This window comes from Bacillus sp. FJAT-27251 (assembly GCF_001273925.1).
Taxonomy (GTDB): Bacteria; Bacillota; Bacilli; order Bacillales; family Cytobacillaceae; genus Mesobacillus_B.
On sequence record NZ_LIGG01000001.1, the window covers coordinates 988,486 to 1,002,587 of the forward strand.

The 14,102-nt window shown below is 51.0% G+C and carries 16 protein-coding genes; 10 read left to right on the top strand and 6 right to left on the bottom strand.

Annotated elements, in window-relative coordinates:
* Positions 1-12: 12 nt before the first annotated feature.
* Positions 13-585 carry a twin-arginine translocation signal domain-containing protein gene (locus tag ADU22_RS25595; RefSeq protein ID WP_053361129.1) on the bottom strand — a complete coding sequence of 191 codons (573 nt, stop codon included), beginning with the start codon at positions 583-585 and terminating at the stop codon, positions 13-15.
* Positions 586-823: 238 nt separating this feature from the next.
* Positions 824-1,615, bottom strand: a complete 792-nt coding sequence (gene fdhD, locus ADU22_RS04615; RefSeq protein ID WP_053361130.1) for a formate dehydrogenase accessory sulfurtransferase FdhD — start codon at positions 1,613-1,615, stop codon at positions 824-826.
* A 489-nt stretch (positions 1,616-2,104) separates the two neighbouring features.
* Between fdhD and pdxK the strand changes: the two genes are divergently transcribed.
* The 10 genes from pdxK (at position 2,105) to ADU22_RS04665 (ending at position 10,915) form a co-directional block, all read left to right on the top strand.
* Positions 2,105-2,923: a pyridoxine/pyridoxal/pyridoxamine kinase gene (gene pdxK / locus ADU22_RS04620; protein WP_053361131.1), complete on the top strand. Its 819-nt coding sequence runs from the start codon at positions 2,105-2,107 to the stop codon at positions 2,921-2,923.
* A 70-nt stretch (positions 2,924-2,993) separates the two neighbouring features.
* A complete protein-coding gene (locus tag ADU22_RS04625; protein WP_053361132.1) occupies positions 2,994-3,341 on the top strand; it encodes a YojF family protein in 348 nt (115 codons plus the stop codon).
* A gap of 26 nt (positions 3,342-3,367) precedes the next feature.
* On the top strand, positions 3,368-4,033 hold the full coding sequence (gene bshB2, locus ADU22_RS04630) for a bacillithiol biosynthesis deacetylase BshB2 (RefSeq protein ID WP_053361133.1): 666 nt from the start codon (positions 3,368-3,370) through the stop codon (positions 4,031-4,033).
* A 210-nt stretch (positions 4,034-4,243) separates the two neighbouring features.
* Positions 4,244-4,702: a hypothetical protein gene (locus ADU22_RS04635; protein WP_053361134.1), complete on the top strand. Its 459-nt coding sequence runs from the start codon at positions 4,244-4,246 to the stop codon at positions 4,700-4,702.
* A gap of 25 nt (positions 4,703-4,727) precedes the next feature.
* The gene (gene nosZ / locus ADU22_RS04640) at positions 4,728-6,596 is read left to right on the top strand and encodes a Sec-dependent nitrous-oxide reductase (protein WP_053361135.1); all 1,869 of its coding nucleotides are present in this window, start codon (positions 4,728-4,730) and stop codon (positions 6,594-6,596) included.
* Between the two features lie 75 nt (positions 6,597-6,671).
* Positions 6,672-7,238 (top strand): hypothetical protein, encoded by a 567-nt coding sequence (locus ADU22_RS04645; protein ID WP_053361136.1) that lies wholly within the window; start codon positions 6,672-6,674, stop codon positions 7,236-7,238.
* Positions 7,235-8,536 (top strand): nitrous oxide reductase family maturation protein NosD, encoded by a 1,302-nt coding sequence (gene nosD / locus ADU22_RS04650; RefSeq protein ID WP_053361137.1) that lies wholly within the window; start codon positions 7,235-7,237, stop codon positions 8,534-8,536. Before ADU22_RS04645 ends, nosD begins: the two co-directional genes overlap by 4 nt.
* Before the next feature lie 15 nt (positions 8,537-8,551).
* Positions 8,552-9,346, top strand: a complete 795-nt coding sequence (locus ADU22_RS04655) for an ABC transporter permease (protein WP_053361138.1) — start codon at positions 8,552-8,554, stop codon at positions 9,344-9,346.
* Entirely contained in the window at positions 9,343-10,011 is a 669-nt protein-coding gene (locus ADU22_RS04660; protein WP_053361139.1) for an ABC transporter ATP-binding protein, read from the top strand. Before ADU22_RS04655 ends, ADU22_RS04660 begins: the two co-directional genes overlap by 4 nt.
* Position 10,012: 1 nt before the next feature.
* Positions 10,013-10,915 (top strand): FixH family protein, encoded by a 903-nt coding sequence (locus ADU22_RS04665; protein ID WP_053361140.1) that lies wholly within the window; start codon positions 10,013-10,015, stop codon positions 10,913-10,915.
* Positions 10,916-10,954: 39 nt separating this feature from the next.
* On the opposite strand, the gene ADU22_RS04670 is transcribed toward ADU22_RS04665, so the two are convergent.
* The 4 genes from ADU22_RS04670 to ADU22_RS04685 form a co-directional block, all read right to left on the bottom strand.
* Complete coding sequence (locus ADU22_RS04670) at positions 10,955-12,055, bottom strand: PQQ-dependent sugar dehydrogenase (RefSeq protein ID WP_053361141.1); 1,101 nt, start codon at positions 12,053-12,055, stop codon at positions 10,955-10,957.
* 54 nt (positions 12,056-12,109) lie between these two features.
* Positions 12,110-12,967: a Cof-type HAD-IIB family hydrolase gene (locus tag ADU22_RS04675; protein WP_053361142.1), complete on the bottom strand. Its 858-nt coding sequence runs from the start codon at positions 12,965-12,967 to the stop codon at positions 12,110-12,112.
* An 81-nt stretch (positions 12,968-13,048) separates the two neighbouring features.
* Positions 13,049-13,738 carry a DNA alkylation repair protein gene (locus ADU22_RS04680; protein WP_082252787.1) on the bottom strand — a complete coding sequence of 230 codons (690 nt, stop codon included), beginning with the start codon at positions 13,736-13,738 and terminating at the stop codon, positions 13,049-13,051.
* Between the two features lie 86 nt (positions 13,739-13,824).
* Positions 13,825-14,046, bottom strand: a complete 222-nt coding sequence (locus ADU22_RS04685) for a hypothetical protein (RefSeq protein ID WP_053361143.1) — start codon at positions 14,044-14,046, stop codon at positions 13,825-13,827.
* Positions 14,047-14,102: the final 56 nt, after the last annotated feature.

Here is a 14,102-nt window from a genome sequence, read left to right on the forward strand (position 1 = left end):
CGTAGAACTGTGTCATATTCGTGCCTGGTGTTCCAGGTAGGTGACACCAAGCCCTCTCATCATTTTTGCGAGCAGATAGCATTCTTCGTTATCAAGCGCTGCGCCCCCCAGGCTCGCAATCGCTTCTGTTTTATTGACAGTAAAGCCGTTTTCCTTTTCGACAAATGTTCTGTCCCGTGTTTCTTTCACGCGCTGGGCAATGGTCTTATACATCCAGTCCCAGGACTTTTCTTCCCACTTGTCGCTGCCAGGAGCGCGGTACAATGGCTTTTCAATCCGCTTCTCTGATGTGTACACCTGGCGGATGGTGGTTCCTTTGCTGCAAAGGGTCCCTTCGTTGATTGGGTTGTCCGGATCCCCTTCCGTATAGACCACCGTGTCGTCCTTTGTATGCACCAAGATGCCGCAGCCTACACCGCAGAAGCAGCAAATGGTTGGTGTGACTGTTGATTTGGCAATCTTGAATTCTTTTGTTTTTGCTTTTGCTTCATTTTCATTGAAGCCGAGCTCTACGATTGCCAAAGTCGCAGCGGTTGCTCCCGACAGTTTTAAAAACTGCCGGCGATTCAGGTTGATTTCAACCATCATTCTCTCTCCTTCCCAATTTTCACTAGAACATCCCTTATCCCAAGTTTTAAAACTTTGCTGTGTCAAACTGGCTGTTGATTTCCGTTACAGGCGCTTCGCTTTCCGCGGGCGGCCCGGGGAGCCTCCTCGGCGCTATCCGCGCCTGCGGGGTCTCCCCTGACCCTTGCTCCCGCAGGAGTCTCGCGCCTTCCACTTCAATCAACGCAAGTAGAATCAAGCCTGACTTTCACACAGCCTAATTGAACAGAGGCAGGACTTCACCCCTTTCAATTGGCTTTGTGGCGGCGGGTCCGGTGACATCGTTACGGATTCTTCCGGCCGATGTGTAGACGGTCGCCATTTTGCCTCGTAGATAACCGACGACTTCGATATTTAAAAACCTGGCGAGCTGGACGGCCTGCTTGGTGGCAGCGGTGCGCGAACCTATGACCGCAAAACCGAACTTCGCTGCTTTTGAGAGCATCTCATAGGAAACCCTTCCGGTTGTCAGCAGGACAAGCTGTTCGGGGTGCAAGCGCTTTCTAATTGCATGGCCGATTATCTTGTCCACGGCGTTATGCCGCCCAATGTCTTCACGGACCTCGATGCTGCCATCTTCGTGAATGATGCAGGCGCCATGCATGCCGCCTGACTCAAGGTAAAGCGGGCAGCTTTGCGCAAATTCGCTGCGCTTTTTCAGCAGGTAGCTTAAGTCGTATACCTGCCGGGACTGCACCCTTTCGAATTGTTTCACATCCGTCATCGAGAAAAAGGTCACACCGCGGCCGCATCCAGCCGTATAATGCTTTTTCTTCGAAAACATTTGTTCAGGGTCAAAACTATTATTCAAGGAAACTTGCAGAGTTCCAGAGCCTTCGTAAAAATGGACAGCCTCGACATCATCCGCCCCGTTAATCAATCCCTCCGAATAGAGGTATCCATAGGCCCAATCCTCCAGATCCTGGTTTGTCAGCTGAAAAACAGCGATTTCAAACCCGTTGACTACCAGATTGATTKGGTATTCATCAGGACATCCTTTCCTGATCATTCTTATCACCCCTTAACTGTTTGCCATTGATGAGCAGCAGTTGACTTCACTCTCCATCTTAGGAACTTTGGCAGGTGCATTCTGTTAACAACGTCACAGTTAGCTAAATTGTCACAGTTTGGAAAATTACACTATTGACCATTTAAAATGAATAAATAAGGATAAAATCCCCTTTATAGTTCCAATTTACAGGAAGAATCCAAATGAACGGCGCAGGAAATGTTACAAATGCATCTCGAAAAATTGTCCATTTTATGACCAAAAGACTTAGGACTATTGTCATTCAATTGAACCGCATTCTTATCCTAAAGGAACTGTTTGGCCGCCGGCAGTAACTTTTATCACGGCCTCCCCTGAAAMCCCATCCTTCCMGACCCGCCAGAACGGCTTCAGGCCAACATGTTTTGCCTGAGGTTTCCACTTTGGTATAATCGTTAAATAGACCATCTTGGCCTTATAAATAAGAAGACTTCAGGGAGGCAAGAAGCAATGACAATGAAGAAGGTTCTAACAATTGCAGGCTCGGATTCCAGCGGCGGCGCCGGCATCCAGGCTGATCTCAAGACTTTTCAGGAGCTTGGCGTATACGGGATGACGGCATTGACCACCATCGTCACGATGGACCCGGACGGCTGGCATCATGGAGTATTCCCCCAGCCTGTCGATTTGGTCGAAAAGCAGCTTGACACCATCCTGTCTGTCGGAATTGATGCAATGAAAACCGGAATGCTTGGATCACCCGAAATCATTGAACTCGCAGCGCGGAAAATAGACCAGCACGGACTTCAGTCTGTCGTCATTGACCCTGTCATGGTCTGCAAGGGCGAAGATGAAGTCCTGCAGCCGGAAAATACTGATGCAATGCGCGAATTCCTGCTCCCAAGGGCAACGATCGTCACCCCGAACCTGTTCGAAGCCTGGCAGCTTGCACAGACAGGACCAATCCGGAACGTCGACCAAATGAAGGAAGCGGCAGCCAAAATCCACGACCTTGGAACGAAGTATGTCATGGTCAAGGGCGGCAGCGATGTTGACCACGAGAAAGCCGTAGACCTGCTTTACGATGGGAAGGAATTCACCCTGTTCGAGTCGGAAAAAGTGGAAACCACCTACACCCATGGTGCAGGCTGTACGTTTGCGGCAGCCATTACCGCTGGCCTCGGCCTGGGCAAACCAGTGGAAGAGGCTGTTTCCGTGGCTAAGGAATTCGTTACAGAGGCAATCAATCACGGTTTCCAGCTGAACCAATATGTGGGGCCTGTCATGCATGGCGCCTATACCAGGTTCGGAAACGGCCGCAAAGCCTGAACATTTGAAAGAAACAGCACAACCAGCGTATGGAACAAGCTTTAAAAGCGCCGGAGAAGGAGTTGATTGAATGGATCCCGTCAATGTGAAGGATGTGCAGGAAGCGTTGGACAGCTTCAAGGATAAAGAGGTTTATCTTCATATGGAGACGACCAATGGAGCCTATGCTTCGCATTTTAATGACAAGTTTTTCTCGGCAGGCGCCTATATCCGCAATGCCAAGCTCAGCTATGAGCGTGCCAGAATCACTGGTCGCGGCCCTTACCGGGTGGGACTGAAAATTCCTTTTGGCTGGGTATATGCCGAGGGAATTACCCATTATGAAATCGATAGCAAAAACAGGCTGCTGCTCGCTGGCCATGATTATGACGGAAAACTGGCCGTTGCCCTGCAGCTGAGCGAAACAGCATTTGAATAGGGCCTAAAAAGGAGCGTTGAAAGCAAATGGAAAAAGAACAGCATGTACTTGTCGTGTTCCCTCATCCTGATGATGAAGCCTTCGGCGTATCCGGAACGATTGCTTCACATATCAATATGGGAACACCGCTCMCCTATGCCTGCCTGACCCTTGGGGAAATGGGCCGGAACATGGGGAACCCGCCGTTTGCCAATCGGGAGACCCTTCCGAACATCCGCAGGCATGAACTGAAGGAAGCAGCCCGCGTCCTTGGCATTACCGATCTGCGGATGCTGGGCTACCGTGACAAGACGGTGGAATTTGAAGACCCCGACAAGCTGATTGGACAGATCACCGATATGATTGAGGAACTGAAACCTTCGCTGATCATTTCCTTTTATCCCGGCTACTCTGTCCACCCGGACCATGAGGCCACCGGGGAAGCCGTTGTCGCAGCGGTCGCAAAGCTGCCTGCCGGGCAGCGTCCGAAACTGCATCTTGTCGCGTTTGCGAATAACACGATTGATGAACTGGGAGAAGCCGATATCGTCCATGACATCAGTGCCGTGGCCGACCAGAAGCTCGCCGCGATCAAGGCGCACCAGTCGCAGACCCAATACATGATCGACGCCATGGCGGAAGGGCTCAAGAACAAAGACCCCCAAGTCATGACACGCCTCACCTTCGAGCAATTCTACACATATAAACTTTAACTCACTAAAGGCTGCCTGACCCCCAGCGCGTTAACGCGCCGGGGGTCAGGCACCTTTTTTTGCTTTAAAGCGCCTCTGCACCACCATGGGCACAACTTCTTCACACAATCTTCACAATGGAGTCACCAATAAGTGAGCAGCATCACATTTCCAATCCCTTACAACACGATAGGATGAACATGTAAACAAAAACAAAAGGGGGAAAGAAAGATGCCAAACTCTGTCGCCAGCTTCATCATTTGCACCATCCTCGGCTTTGGAATTGGTTTCGCCGGCTATGAGTTGGCCGGAAAAGAGGAAGCCTCATCTTCGGCCAAACCGGCAGAAACGGAAAGCGCACCTGCACAAGCAGCGGAAAGCAGCAAGCAGGAACCAGAAGCCGATGAAAGCAGCCAGCCTGAAACCGTATCGGCCAGCAGCGAGGTTTTCACCTCGAAGGGCTGCCTCGGCTGCCACTCTGTTTCTTCTTTAAACCTGCAGGGCGGAGCTACCGGACCTGATTTATCCAAAGCTTTTACCAATGTGGAAGATAAGCATGGCAAGCCTCTCGATGAATTTATGAAAGCGCCGACATCGGCCGTCATGTCAGGAGTCATCAGCGGAAGCCCGCTGAGTGATGAAGAAGTCCAGCAAGTTGTCGACGCCCTCAAAGAAGCTTCCGAAAAATAAATTTTATGAAGGTGGTGCAAATTGTATGAAAAAATGGATTCCTCCGGTATCGGGCTTGCTTACCGGACTTTTGGCTGCCACAGTGTTCTTTGCTGATTTCTCGCCAAGCACTCCTGCAGCCACAGCTGAAAACAGCAAAAACAAAAGCAATGCCGAGAAAGTGTATGTCCCGTTTGGCGAGAAAGACGAATATTACCTGATGGCTTCCGGCGGACACTCCGGCCAGATGTTCATCTACGGCGTGCCATCGATGCGCCATATCCGCACCGTTCCGGTATTCACGCCGGATCCTGCGACCGGTTACGGCTATGACAGCCACTCGAAGGAAATGCTTGGCGGATTCACCTGGGGCGACCTTCACCATCCCGCCCTTTCCGAGACAAAAGGAGATTATGACGGCAAATACCTATTTGCGACCGATGTCGGCAACAGCCGGGCCGCCGTCCTGAACCTTGAAACCTTTACGACAAAAGACATTATCAATGTGCCGAACACAAGCGGACCGCACTGCGCGGCCTTCGTGACCCAGAATACGGAGTACATGTTCCTCCCTACCCGGTTCGCCGTCCCGATCGGCCATGAATATGCCTCCCTCGATGATTACAGCGAGCAGTATCGCGGCGTCATGTCGGCTGTGACATTCGACCAGGAAAAAGAAAAAATGGACATTGCCTACCAGGTCGCCCTGCCGCCATGGTCATACGACCTCTCTGATGCCGGAAAGAAAGATTCTGCCGACTGGGCGGTCATGACCACCTACAATACGGAAGAAGCAACCACCAACCTTGAGATCAACGCATCCCAGGCGGACCGCGACTTCATCGTCCTGTTCAACTGGCGTGAGCTAGAGAAGAAAGTCGCAGACGGCCAATACGATGAAGTGACCGGCCAAAAAATGATTTTCCCGGAAAAGCATAAAGGCGGCATCTATCTTGTCCCTGTTGCCAAATCGCCTCACGGTGTCGATGTCACTCCGGACGGCAAGCACTTTATCGCTTCCGGAAAACTTGCACCGGCGATGACGGTCTTCTCGTTTGATAAAGCCATCGAAGCCATCGAAAACCAGGACTTTGCCGGCGAACGCAACGGAATTCCGATCATCAAGTACGAATCAGTCATGGAACGGGAAGTCAATCCGGAAAATGCGCTTGGACCGCTGCATACCCAGTTTGATGAAGAAGGAATGGCCTACACAACCATGTTCATCTCTTCTGAAATCGTGAAATGGGATCCTGCATCCGGAGAAACCCTCGACCGTGTTCCTGTACAGTATTCTCCTGGACATTCCGTCGCAGCCGAGGGCGACACCGTTGCCCCGGATGGCAAATACATCATTGCCCTGAACAAAATTGCCAAGGACAGCTACCTGTCTGTTGGACCATCACACCCGGAATCGATGCAGCTGATCGACCTGTCGGGCGACAAGATGGAAGTCATCCAGTCAGCGCCTGTTAACCCGGAACCGCATTACGCGCAAATGATCAAAGCCGATAAAGTCAAGACGATCTCTGTCTATGATAAAGATGAGGCCAACAAGGACGCTGTCTACAAACAGGAAGATGCGAAAATCGTCCGCAAAGGAAATGAAGTCCATGTTTACGGCATCGCGATGCGCTCCAAATTCATCTTTGATGCAAAAGCGGAACGCCCTGATGTGATTGAGGTCAATAAAGGCGACAAAGTCTTCATCCACCTCACGAATATCGACTTTGACCAGGACATCACCCACGGCTTTGCCATCAATGGCTACGACCTGAACATCGAAGTCCAGCCAGGACAGGTCAATACAGTGGAGTTTACCGCCGATAAAGCCGGCACCTTCCCGCTGTACTGCACTAACTTCTGCTCGGCGCTTCATCAGGAAATGACCGGTTACTTCCTTGTGAAACCTTAAATAAGATTAGTGGAAACGGGTATCAGCTGAATGGCCGATGCCCCCTTCCCTTTTAAAAGAAAGGCGTGTCGGACCATGAACAAAAAACGGCTTTCCCCTGGTTCGTCGGTGCTGCTTGTGATGGCCGCGCTGCTGGTCGGAGCTTCCCTGTTCTTCCCATGGTGGAAGATGGAGTTTTTCGCTCCCCAGTATCCAGAGGGACTGAATATCATCGTCTACCCCGACAAACTGGACGGAGAAATCGACAATATCAATGCGCTCAACCACTATATTGGCATGAAAACCTTCAGTGAAGAGAACTTTCCGGAACTGCAGTTTCTAAAATGGCTGATTGGCGGATTGGCGGTACTCGTCCTGCTCGCTGGCCTGATCCGGAATAAAGCTTACCTGTACGGCGTCATTGCCCTGTTTGCTGCAGGAGGAGCCGCCGGGGTCTGGGACTTGAGGCGCTGGCTGAAAGACTTCGGCACCGACCTCGACCCAATGGCGCCGATTGAAATGGATCCTTTCATTCCCCCTATCCTGGGAGAAAACATCGTCGCCAATTTTACGACCTACAGTTCTCTTGAAACAGGCTCCTATCTGGTAGTTGCCGCGTTCCTCATTGTCCTCATTCCACTATGGAAGGACAGAGTGCGATGAAAAAAATCCCTGGCCTGCTTCTTCTCCTTATCCTCCTTGCCCCATACAGGCCAGGAGCGGCACAAGGAGATCTCCAGGCACTCATAGATGCTGCCGAAGCAGGAGCGACCATCCAGCTTGAGGCAGCCACCTACCATGGAAATATCGTCATTGATAAACCGCTTGTCCTTTTAGGAAAAGACGGCACCATCATCGAGGGCGACCGAACAGGCAATGTTATTTCGGTCACCGCTGAAGGTGTCACCCTGGACGGTTTTGCCGTCAAAAACAGCTCGATGGACCGAAACAGCCCTGAGGAATATGCCGCAATCAAGGTCTACAGCAATAGGAACACGCTGAAAAACCTCAGTATTTCGGACTCCTTTCACGGCATTTATTTAAGCAAGGCACATGAGAATACAATCGACCACGTTGTCGTCCTCGGCAGCGGCAAAGAGGAAATCGCCGGCCAGGGCAACGGGCTTCATATTTACTATTCAAACGGAAACACACTCTCGAATAACGAGATTGAAGGAACGCGCGACGGCATGTTCTTTGATTATGCCAATGATAACGTGATGCACCGCAACAGCATCTCCAAAACCCGGTATGGACTGCATTTCATGTATTCCAACCAAAACGAATTTAAAAACAACATATTCACATTCAATACAGGTGGAGCGGCGATCATGCATTCCAACGGCCTCAAGCTTGAAGACAACCAATTCGTCTTCAATTACGGACACCGTTCCTTCGGCCTCCTGCTATTGTCTGCCAATGACAATCACATTGAGAACAATACTTTCTATATGAATCAAAGAGGGTTGTATATAGATCAGGCGACAAGAAACTTAATCACCAGGAATAAAATCCAGCAAAACCAAATCGGGATTGAACTGTGGGCCAGCTCCAATGACCAGGTCTTTACCGGGAACGAAATATCCGACAACACCCTGCCTGCCGTGACGCTTGGCGGAACAGGCAGGAACAGCTGGAGCCAGGACGGAACCGGAAACATGTGGGGCAGCACCTTTCCCCTGCTCGACCTTGACCAGGACGGCATCGGCGACAGCAAGGCCGTCTATCAATCTGCCTTGTTCCAGCAAATCGAAGAACAGGAGCTGACCTACCTGTTCCTGAAAAGCCCGGCAATCAGCATCTACGAGAAAATGAACGAGCTCTTTGGAAACGGCAAGGTCATGTTCGAGGATGACCATCCGCTCGCTGCCGGCAATGGGCCGGAATGGTTTTGGCCCGGCCTGCTGATTGGTGCCGCCGCCCTCCTTATCTCAAAGATTTTAAAAACAAGGATTCTATAAAAGGGAGACATCGCCATGCATTTTATCTGGAAAGAATGGCTGGAAAATATCAGAAGCAAAGGTTTCTGGCTGTCCATGGCCATCATCCTTGTCGTCACCGTCCTATTGCTCACAAGGTCTTCATTCAGCTATGACCAGGGCTTTTATATTCTGCTGGTGAACCTGTTTGACAGCCTGCTGTACGTGATTCCCATCCTTTGCCTGTTCCTTGGCGGCTTTTCGGTCTTCCAGGAAAAAGAGCAGAAAACGCTCGTCATGCTGTTGACCCGCCAGGAAAGCCGGCTCAGCTTTTTACTGAAAAAGAGCCTTGGAATCCAGGCGACCCTGCTTGGCCCCGTGCTGATCTGGTTTTTTGTCTACCTTGTGCCGCTGAAGTTCTACTTTGATGTCCAGCTGTCACATTACTTCCTGTTCCTGGCTGCCCTGGCCAGCCTGATGCTCGTTTTCACCCAGCTTGGTGTCCTGATTGGCAGCATCAGCCGGTCCAGAATGCAGATTACCGGGGTGGCTGTCATTCTATGGTTCTACTTCTTCTTCCTGCATGACTTTGTCCTGCTGTCACTCCTACCCGACGTGACGCATGACAACGTCAAGCTGTTCTCGACCGCCTTCTTCCTTAACCCGATCCAGGCTGGAAGGCTGTTTCTCGAGTCGGGTCTCGGGCTCTACTCGTTCGGGCACATGTCAAGGCTGCTGCAGTCGTTCATGTGGCTTTCGCCAGGCATCTTTTTCGGCATCAATCTGCTGTTCTGGCTGGGCGCCTCCTTTGGCGGGGCCGTCCTGTTGCATCGCAAGGAGGGATTTGAATGATTGACGTATCCGGATTGACTCGTTCATTTGGCAGTAAAAAGGTACTGGACCATGTTTCACTTAAAATCGAAAAAAATGAAATTTGCGCTCTTGTCGGACGGAACGGGGCCGGCAAATCAACCTTCATCAACTGCCTGCTCGGCCTTGCGCCTGCACAAAGCGGCAGCATTGCCATAAATGGCAAGGAGCAGGCCAAAACTAAAAGCTGGAAAAACGAAATTTCCTATCTTCCCGAGAAATTCATGCTTTACCCATCCTTGACCGGTTATGAAAATATGAAGTTTTTCGCCCAATCGGGGAAGGGCAAGGCAGATAAGGAGCGCATCAAGGAAATCCTTACGTCTGTGGGGCTCTGGAAAGACCGCGATCTTCCTGTCAAAAGCTACTCGAAAGGAATGCTGCAGCGGCTGGGGCTGGCGGTGACCCTCTACCCAGACTGTTCCATCATCATCCTGGATGAGCCGACCAGCGGCATCGACCCGATCGGCCGGCAGGAGATTTTGAAAGTGCTGAAAGAACTTAAAAACAAGACCATCCTGCTTTCATCCCATCATCTGGATGAAATTCAGCAGATTTGCAGCACCGTTGCCTTCCTGGAGGAAGGAAAGATGACGAAGTATAAAGTGGAGAGTTTTTTAATCCAACAGCGCCTGGGAGGTTTTTAACATGAAAAAGTGGAGCTTATCGCTCATCATGCTGCTGGCCCTTGTCCTCGCCGCCTGCAGCGCAAAACCGGACTGGAAAGCGGAAATCACCAAAGAACCTGTTTTTTCAAGCGGAAAGGAATCGCAACTGGTCCTCTCCGTTTCGGAAAACAGCTCCCCTGTCAGTGACTTGAGCATAAAAGCGCAGCTATCCATGGTGGACATGGATCACGGAAGTTTTGATGCTGCCCTGGAAGAACAGGAAGACGGCACATACGCCGCCAAAGTGAAGCTGCCGATGGCCGGAAAGTGGGAAGCTGTGTTCACCCTCGAAAAAGACGGCCAGCAGCTAGAACAAGTCTTCGAAATGAATGTCGAAAAAGCAGACGGCGTCGCTGCCATCAACGGTGAGTGGATCACACAGGAAGACCTTGGCTTCTATGCTTTTATCAATGAATTGCATATCGAAATGGCCCGTGAAACCGACCGTGGAAAATACAGCGGTGAGGAGCTGGAAGAAGCCATGTCCTACTGGGATATGCAGCTGGAAATGAATGAAAACCAAAACCAGCTGATTGCGCAAATCATTCGCCTGCGGGCGATGGCGCTGCTCGGAAATGAAAAAGGCCACACCGCCAGCGAGCAGGAAGTGAAGAATGAAATCGACAAGGTCCGCAACCAGTACAATGAATCGCCTGCTGCCAAACAGCTGATTGAACAGTATGGAGAGGAAAAGTTCTGGAAGTACCAGCAGGAGCAATACGAAAGAATTGTCCTGACGCAAAAGGTACAGCAGGACGTCGTGGAGCTCGTCAAGAAGGAAAACCCTAAAGCCAGCGAGCAGGAAGTCCAGTTCACCGCCGAAAAGAAATACGAAGAGCTTCTCGTTTCCCAGGTGGATTCATTGAAGATTGAGCTTTTATAACGCAAAGAGAGCAGCCCGGAATGGCTGCTCTCTTCCTAACTATTCACTAAACGACGACAAAGGGATTTTATACAGCTTGTCATCATCCTCCTGCGGCGACCCGCGTCCATCGGTATTGTTGGAGATAAAGTACAGCTCGTCGCCTTCAATCATGACATCGCGGATGCGGCCGAGGCCGGACACGACCTCCCTCATCTCTTTCTTTTCAATATCAAATTCAAGCACAGCGCTGCCCCTCAGCGCGGCCACATACAGTTTCCCGTCCAGCACCGCCATTCCTGAAGGCGCCCACGTATTCCCGCCCGAGTGGAACAGCGGACTTTCCATCCCCTGCTTTTCTTCATCTCCAGTAATCTCAGGCCAGCCGTAGTTGTTTCCCGCCTCAATCACGTTGATTTCATCGTGCGCACTCGGGCCATGTTCGCTCGCAAACATCGTCCCGTCCTCATCCCACACCATTCCCTGCGGGTTGCGGTGGCCATAGCTGAATACATAGGAATTCTCGAAAGGATTGTCATCCGGAACCGAACCATCGAGGTTCAGGCGGAGAATCTTTCCTGCAAGTGAATCCAGATCCTGGGCCAGCTCCGGTTTCGAAGCATCTCCTGCACTCGCATACAGCTTGCCGTCGGGCCCAATTGCCAGCCGGCCGCCATGATGCACATTGCCGCTCGGAATCTGATCAAGCAGCAGCTTACTTTCCACCCAGACATCCTCTTCCAGCGTCAGTTGCACAATCCGGTTGTACTGGCCCCCGTCTTCATACGTATAATAGGCGAACGCCTGATTAGACTCGGCAAAGTCCGGCGCCAGCACAAGGCCAAGCAGCCCTGCTTCCGCCGCGCCCGAAAGCGGCTTTTCCAGCTGCACTTCCTGCCTTGCCTGCCCGCCTTCACCGACTCTGATAATCGCCCCTTCACGCTCGCTCACATAAAAGACTTCCCCGGCCTTGTTGATCGACCACGGAATCCTCATATTGTCTGCCAGCACTTCCGCCTCAGCGGGCAATGCCGCTGTTTCCTGTTCCTCTGCCCGGTCAGGCTGGTCCGCCCCGCCTTGGCTAGCTTCATCCTGCCCCGGACCGCCGCCAGAGCACGCTCCCAGCAGGAGTGCCAGCATTATGGCCATGATTCCTCTCATACAACCATTCCTTTCACCAAAAAATTTGGCGCCGGAAGGATGTTTGTCTCGATGTTATTCCAATACTTCCAGAATCGCCTTTCCTACTCCGCTTTCATCATTGGTTGAGGTCACCACATCGCACTCGGCCTTGATTGCAAACGAAGCGTTCTCCATGGCTACTGCCCTGCCAGCGCGCGACAGCATCGACAGGTCATTTTCATTGTCGCCAATCGCCATCGTGTCCGACATTTCCAATCCTCTTTCTTTTACAAAAGCTTCAAGCGCAATCCCTTTCTGCGCGTTTTCGCTTGTGATTTCAATATTGGAATGACCGGATGAGCTGAGCGCCAGCCCTTCAATTACCGACAATGCTTCCCGGCCTTCTGCCTGCTTCTCGTCATCAAAGGAAAAGGCGAGGAACTTGTAAATCTGGTGCTCATCATTGTCAAACAACTCGTCATAGCTGTCGACTACATGAACAAGCCCCTTCTCGAACCTTTCCTCGGCTCCTTTTAAAATGACGTCCACCGGAGCTTCAGGGTTGGCTGAGGAGAAAATGTCCACGATGACGGTAATTCCTTTATCACGGTCGTCCGTAAAGGTTCCCTGATTCGTATATACCTCAAAGTAAATGTCCTTTTCAGCGAGAATTTTTGCTGCTTCCCTCGCCTGGGCCTTTGACAGCGGGTTGGTCGCCACCACTTCTCCATCAGGGGAGCGAACTTCTGCGCCATTGACACAGATGGCGGGCAGCTGCAGTCCGGCCTCCCTCAGGACAAACATCGCTTCATCGTATGAACGGCCTGTTGCCACGACCACTTCCACGCCTTGTTCCTTTGCTTTTAAAATTGCCGCCTTGTTTTCCTCTGTAATTTGCTGCGCCGAATTCAATAAAGTTCCATCCATATCTGTTGCAATACACTTAATCATGTTTTTCACCTTCTATGTAGTTTATCCGGGCGCCGATACTGCCAGGAATTTGGATATGTGCCATTCTACCATGAAATGTCTTCATTCTCCCGGAAAAAGCCTTGCAGGCAAATGCCGGCTTCCTTCACGGACGCTAAGTGGCGGAAGCTGATGGGAGGAAATAAAGCTTTTCACCGATTCCGGATTCGTCTTCGAGTATTCCCTTAGCGCCCAGCCAATCCCTTTCTGGATAAAAAACTCCTTGCTGTCTGCATTAAGGGTGATATAGCGGTAAAGCAGCTCCTCATTGGTCCGCTCCTTGTACTTCAATTGAAAGATGATCGCCGACCTTCTTAGCCACATATCATTGGCCACAGCCCAATGCTCGATTTCCTCCTGAATCAGTTCAGGATGGTCCGAGGCAATTTTCCCAACAGGCTTCTGTGCCAGCATGTCGACCGTATCCCACCATGATTTGCTGGTAATCAGCTGCTTCATCAGATAAAAATGCTCTTTGGTTAGCTGCTTCAGAAATTTCTCGATGTAGTCCATCGCAGCTGCCTGAAGTTCCCGTTCGGGAAAGTCCCATAAGGCAAGGACAAATTCCTCGCTGAAAGGCTGCTTCAAAATGCCTGTTTCCATGAAGAATTGTTTTTCAATTTCCCGCCTTTGCGGCGTCTTGATGCCGAAGAACGGAAATTGGTCTTTCATATAGGCTTTCATCTGCTCCGCATTTTCCTTATTTGCCTTTTCTGCCATCATGCTTCTTAACTGTTCCGCCTGTTCTCTCATATGGATCCCTCTATCCTGAATATTTATCATTATTGCCGTATGGCACTGGGGTGATTCCTTTATATTGGCTTCGGTAATGTTTACAATTAATTATAACCTGGCTGTGTTACGTTAGCCTGTTGATTTACGTTACAGGCGCTTCGCTTTCCGCGGGCGGCCAGGGGAGCCTGTCTTGCTTCGCCTCCTAGAAACTCAACAAACTTCAGCTCCTCCTGCAGAAGCAAAGAACGCTTCTTTGTCGGAGCCTCCAGTTTGCTCGTTTCTGGACAGTCGGCATACGCATTTCTTACTCCTCGGTGCTTCGGCACCTGCGGGGTCTCCCCTGACCCGTACTCCCGCAGGACATTGAATGGGCTTGCTCGAA